The organism is Albidovulum sp. (assembly GCF_041919395.1).
GTDB lineage: Bacteria > Pseudomonadota > Alphaproteobacteria > Rhodobacterales > Rhodobacteraceae > Albidovulum.
This window is the reverse complement of the sequence record NZ_JAYRTX010000174.1, coordinates 1-2,992: the sequence shown is the minus strand read 5'-3', so window position 1 is coordinate 2,992 and position 2,992 is coordinate 1. Positions and strand designations below refer to the sequence as shown.

Sequence of the window (2,992 nt, the reverse complement as noted above, 5' to 3'; positions counted from 1 at the left end):
GTCCGGGCGCATCGCGGCGAATCCCAGCGCCACGGCCGCCGCTGATTGCGCCTGGCCGGAGACGTCGAGCACGAGTACCACCGGCCAGCCCGTCAGCGCCGCGAGATCGGCAGACGCGCCGGTTCCGGCTTCGCCCGGATGCGCCACGCCGTCGAAGAGCCCCATCGAGCCCTCGGCCAGGATCAGGTCCGCACCCTCCGCCGCGGCAATCAGCCCGCCGATCCGGTCCTTGCCCATGGCCCAGGTGTCGAGGTTCACCGACGCCCGCCCGGAGGCGACGCGGTGGAAGGCGGGGTCGATGTAGTCCGGCCCGCTCTTGAACGGCTGCACGGTCAGGCCGGCCGCCCGGAACGCGGCGAGAAGGCCGAGCGTCACCGTCGTCTTGCCGGTGCCGGAGGCGGGGGCGGAGATGATGAGACCTGGAGGGATCATTCGGGATCGGGAAACCTCGGGTGCGTGCCCACCGGGCGATACCGGCGGTCGTAATCGCCTGCATAGAGCCTGCTTTCACCGAATTCCTCCGCTCCGATCGAGCGGCCGACGAATATCAGCGCCGTCCGCTCCATCTCCTCTCCGATGGCCGTTCGGAGGGTCGCCAGCGTCGCCCGGACGATGCGCTCGTCGGGCCATGATGCGCGCCAGATGATCGCAACCGGGCAATCGCCGCCGTAGTGCGGGGTGAGTTCCTTCACGACCCGGTCAAGCACATGGACCGAGAGATGGATGGCAAGCATGGCGCCCGTGCGCGCAAAGTTTTCCAGCGTCTCGCCGGGCGGCATGGCGGTCGCGCGACCCGAGGTGCGCGTCAGGACGACGGACTGGACGACGCCTGGCAGGGTCAGTTCCGCACCCAGCGCGGCGGCCCCGGCGGCGAAGGACGGCACGCCGGGTGTGACATCATAAGGGATCCCGAGGGTGCGGAGACGGCGGAGCTGCTCGCCCATCGCCGACCAGACCGAAAGGTCGCCGGAATGCAGCCGCGCTACATCCTGGCCCGCCGCATGGGCGGCCGCCATCTCGGCGATGATCTCGTCGAGCGACAGCGGCGCGGTGTTGACGATCCGCGCACCGGGCGGGCAATGCCCGAGCACCGCCTCCGGTACGAGCGAGCCCGCGTAGAGACAGACCGGGGAGGCGGCGATCAGGTCCCGCCCCCGCAGCGTCAATAGGTCTGCCGCGCCAGGTCCCGCGCCGATGAAATGTACCGTCATGCGTCCGTCCTTTCTGCTATCGCCGCCGTCGCGAGCCCGTCCGACGAGACGACACGCGGGCCAAGAAGCCGCGCCCCCGGCCCCGCCGCCGCGAGCGCCGCCGCCTCGGCGAGCGAGCCGGTCCCGAACCGGTCCGCGACACGGGCGGAATGGGTCAATGTGCTTTCCCGCGCAAGCCGGTCCTGAGCGATGCCAAGCACCGGAAGGCCAAGATCGCGGGCCAGGGTGCGGAACGCCGGTGCGTCGGCCTTGTCGGCGGCAGTCGCGACCCTGTCCACGCTTCCCCCCGCACGTTCCAGTGCGTCTGCGAGCGATTCGACTGTCGCAGCGGCGCGGAAGCCGAACCCCGCCGCCCTCATTTCACGACGCTCCACTGCACGACCGGGCGGGAGGGCTGCCAGCCGCGCAGGCGGCCGAGCGACTCGGCCGTGGCGAGTTCGATCCGCAGGAGCGTGCCGCCATGGCGCGCCTGACAGGCGGCGAGAAGCGCCTCGGACTCCAGCGTCACTGTGTTGACGACGAGGCGCGCGCCTGGTGGAAGCAGGTGCCAGAGAGTGTCTATTCCGGCAGGATCGGCACCGCCGCCCACAAAGACGGCATCGGGCGCAGGAAGGCCCGCAAGGACATCGGTCCAGCGACCCTCTGTCACGGACATGCGGTGCGCGAGGCCGAAACCGGCCGCATTGGCGCGCACGTTTCCCGCGCGGTCAGGGCGTGACTCGACGCAGTGCGCCGTAGTGCCGGGCGCCGTGAGGCACCATTCGACCGAAACGGAACCCGAGCCGGCGCCGAGATCCCAGAGCACCTCGCCAGGACGCGGCGCCAGCGCCGAAAGCGTCAGGGCGCGGACAGGTCGCTTCGTGATCTGCCCGTCATGCGCGAAGAGCGCGTCAGGAAGCCCCGATGCCCGCGGCAGACCGGCCGCACCGTCTGCCGCGATGGCCACCGCGACCGGATGGCGGACGTCCGGCAGATCGAACCTGTCGGCTACGACGGTTCGCACCCGTTCGGCTGGGCCACCCAGCGCTTCCAGAACGGAAAGGCGGGAGGCGCCGAAGCCCCTGTCGGTCAGCCAGCGGGCAAGCTCCCCGACCGCCGCGCCGTCGCGCAGAAGGCAGATGGCACGTACCCCCCGGGCAAGCACGGGGACGAGCCGTTCAAGGGGCGCCGCGTGCAGCGCGAGGCAGAGCGTGTCTTCAAGCCGCCAACCGAGCCGCGCGGACGCAAGCGAAAACGTCGACGGGGCAGGATGGCATGTCCATTCTCCGGGCGCGAGACGCGCCGCGAGGCTCCCGCCGGCACCGAACCAGAACGGGTCGCCGGAGGCGAGGACGACGGCGTTCCGGCCTCTTTCGGCCAGAACGGGCTCTATCGAGAACGGGTTGGGCCATTCCCGGCCCCGATCCCCAACGCTGGCGAGGGCAAGGTGCCGGGGCGCACCGAAGACGATCGCGGCAGCGCACAGCGCGGCGCGGCTTGCGTCCGACAACCCCGCCAGTCCATCTTCGCCGAGACCGATGATCGTCAGCCAGGGATCAGCCATGACGCGCGTCCTTCTTCTCGGCGGCACGACCGAGGCGAGCCAGCTTGCCCGGGCGCTCGCCTCTGCCGGGATCGACGCTGTGTTTTCCTATGCCGGGCGCACGGAGGCACCGGTCGCACAGCCGGTGCCGACGCGGGTCGGCGGCTTCGGCGGCGTCGCGGGGCTTGTGCGCTACCTGCGGGACGAAGGCGTCACTCACGTGGTCGATGCGACCCATCCCTTTGCCGCCCGGATGAGC

Annotated in this window: 4 protein-coding genes and 1 pseudogene; 1 reads left to right on the top strand and 4 read right to left on the bottom strand. The window is 71.0% G+C overall.

Annotated elements, in window-relative coordinates:
- From ACMUOO_RS16980 to cbiE, 4 genes and pseudogenes are all read right to left on the bottom strand, one after another.
- A pseudogene (locus tag ACMUOO_RS16980) lies at positions 1–432 on the bottom strand (cobyrinic acid a,c-diamide synthase); the annotation flags it as partial.
- Positions 429–1,211, bottom strand: a complete 783-nt coding sequence (cobM, locus tag ACMUOO_RS16975; protein WP_301918112.1) for a precorrin-4 C(11)-methyltransferase — start codon at positions 1,209–1,211, stop codon at positions 429–431. The pseudogene ACMUOO_RS16980 and the gene cobM, both read right to left, overlap by 4 nt.
- A complete protein-coding gene (locus ACMUOO_RS16970; protein ID WP_301918113.1) occupies positions 1,208–1,570 on the bottom strand; it encodes a cobalamin biosynthesis protein in 363 nt (120 codons plus the stop codon). Before ACMUOO_RS16970 ends, cobM begins: the two co-directional genes overlap by 4 nt.
- Positions 1,567–2,754, bottom strand: coding sequence for a precorrin-6y C5,15-methyltransferase (decarboxylating) subunit CbiE (gene cbiE / locus ACMUOO_RS16965; protein ID WP_301918114.1), 1,188 nt, complete (start codon positions 2,752–2,754; stop codon positions 1,567–1,569). The genes ACMUOO_RS16970 and cbiE overlap by 4 nt, the downstream gene beginning before the upstream one ends.
- Between cbiE and ACMUOO_RS16960 the strand changes: the two genes are divergently transcribed.
- A partial coding sequence (locus ACMUOO_RS16960) for a precorrin-6A/cobalt-precorrin-6A reductase (RefSeq protein WP_413855786.1) occupies positions 2,753–2,992 on the top strand: 240 nt, incomplete at its 3' end. The two genes, cbiE and ACMUOO_RS16960, sit on opposite strands and share 2 nt — an antisense overlap.

Bases quoted from the DNA above. Each gene is read 5' to 3' on its own strand.
- cobM (WP_301918112.1), bottom strand. From the start codon at position 1,211: ATGACGGTACATTTCATCGGCGCGGGACCTGGCGCGGCAGACCTATTG.
- ACMUOO_RS16970 (WP_301918113.1), bottom strand. From the start codon at position 1,570: ATGAGGGCGGCGGGGTTCGGCTTCCGCGCCGCTGCGACAGTCGAATCG.
- cbiE (WP_301918114.1), bottom strand. From the start codon at position 2,754: ATGGCTGATCCCTGGCTGACGATCATCGGTCTCGGCGAAGATGGACTG.